This window comes from Sedimentimonas flavescens (assembly GCF_019264375.1).
GTDB classification, from domain to species: Bacteria; Pseudomonadota; Alphaproteobacteria; order Rhodobacterales; family Rhodobacteraceae; genus Rhodobacter; species Rhodobacter flavescens.
The window spans coordinates 1-1,356 of the sequence record NZ_JAHVAI010000049.1; the positions used below are offsets into that span (position 1 = coordinate 1).

The 1,356-nt window shown below is 62.4% G+C and carries 1 protein-coding gene; it reads right to left on the reverse strand.

What is annotated here, in order from left to right; all coding sequences use genetic code 11:
* Positions 1-44: 44 nt before the first annotated feature.
* Complete coding sequence (locus KTQ37_RS16610; RefSeq protein WP_218631622.1) at positions 45-935, reverse strand: ParB/Srx family N-terminal domain-containing protein; 891 nt, start codon at positions 933-935, stop codon at positions 45-47.
* Positions 936-1,356: the final 421 nt, after the last annotated feature.

Below are 1,356 nucleotides of genomic sequence, written 5' to 3' on the forward strand. Positions count from 1 at the left end.
GATGGCTTCATGGTCCGATCCTTCTGTTGGGTCGGACTCTAGCATCAACTGGAGGAATTATCGGGGGTCACAGCACCCTCCGCCTTGCCCGCCTCGATGAGGTCGGCAACATGGCGCCAGTCCATGCAGATCATGCTGATCCCGCCGTCCATGAGCTTTGCTGCGCTCTGGCGGATCGCGCTACGCAGAAAGTCGCGAAACTGGGCCGCGCTCATCTCACCCACACCCATGGCGAACTCGCGATGACTACCTGTTTCGCCCGTGCGCACATGACCGTTGATCGGCACGTTGTAGGGTGGATCGGTGAAGATCATCCGCGCCGCCTCTCCCGCCATCAGCGCGGCATAGGAGCCCTCTGCGAGCGCGTCCCCGCACAGGATCCGGTGACGCCCGAGGTGCCAGAGCTCGCCCGGGCGGGTGATCGCAATGGCATCGGGCCCCGGTTCCTCGACGGTCTCGGCGGGTGCGGCTGTGGCGCTCGCGGCCGGGCCATCGATCAGCACATCGATCTGCGCCGTGTCGAAACCGGTCAGCGACACCTCGAAGTCGATCTCTCCAGCCAGTTCGAGATCGCTCAGATCGACAATCTCGAGACGCAGGATCTCCGGATCCCACTCGGAAAGCTCCGCAATCCGGTTGTCCGCGATGCGATAGGAGCGCACCTGCGCTGGGGAGAGATGCTCGAGCCGCACGGTCGGCACGGTCTCAAGCCCCAGGCGCTTGGCCGCTTCGAACCGCCCGTGGCCCGCGACGATGTTCTGCGCGCCATCGATCAGCACCGGGTTGTTGAACCCGAACTCGCGGATCGAGCGGGCGATCAGGTCGACCTGCTTGTCCTTGTGCAGCCGCGCGTTGCCCGCATAGGGCTTCAGGGCGGTGATGGGCAGGTGGATGATGCCGCGCGTGGCGGCGGGAGCGTGTTTCTTGCGAGACATCTGCATCTCCATTCGGGCGATGGCCCCGAAGGGCCTGTGATTGGGCAAGATCTGGAGAGGACCCACAAGTGACTGCGGGCCAGGTCCAGATCGTCTTGATCCGGGTCTTCAGTTTGGGTGCGCTCTGCGAGGACCGCAGCCGGTCAAATTCCGGAGTCGTTCGCGAGAAGAGCTTCAATGCTAAAAAGCTAGGGACCCGACTGTGTCCCGACAAGAGGGAATTTGAACTATTTCTCAACGTAACCCATTGTTGTTGACCAACAATCTGACACATGGAGACCGTCAAACATAACCCGGGGCGCGCTTGTGATGCCCGTGATTTCCCACCCATCACCCGGCAAAATCACTGGACTTCCCGGTCACAGCAAGCGTTGCTGTCTCTACGCCCGGACGACCAGCCGGGCTCTCCTCGGTACAGGAC